This window comes from Chryseobacterium sp. SIMBA_038, from assembly GCF_046535115.1.
Classification (GTDB): Bacteria; Bacteroidota; Bacteroidia; order Flavobacteriales; family Weeksellaceae; genus Chryseobacterium.
In genome coordinates, this window is the sequence record NZ_JAWRXH010000449.1 from 1 (window position 1) to 235 (window position 235).

Here is a 235-nt window from a genome sequence, read left to right on the forward strand (position 1 = left end):
TGTTTCAGGATCTATCTTAGGTGCAGACAATTCTAAACTTTCATTATCAGCTCCGGGAGCTACTGTAAGAAATACAGGTCCTGGTAAATGGATTGTGAAGCCTTCAACAGGGACTACAGTGAAATTGACATTATCTGGAGTAGATCCACACGGTAAATCTGTATCTCAGGTATTTGAATATAGAATTAAGAATGTTCCACCACCTCAAGGTCAGATGAGAGGTCAGAATGTATTG

Annotated in this window: 1 pseudogene; it reads left to right on the forward strand. The window is 39.6% G+C overall.

Annotation, left to right across the window (positions count from 1 at the left end):
* Nucleotides 1-235: pseudogene (locus SB689_RS24220) on the forward strand (gliding motility protein GldM); the annotation flags it as partial.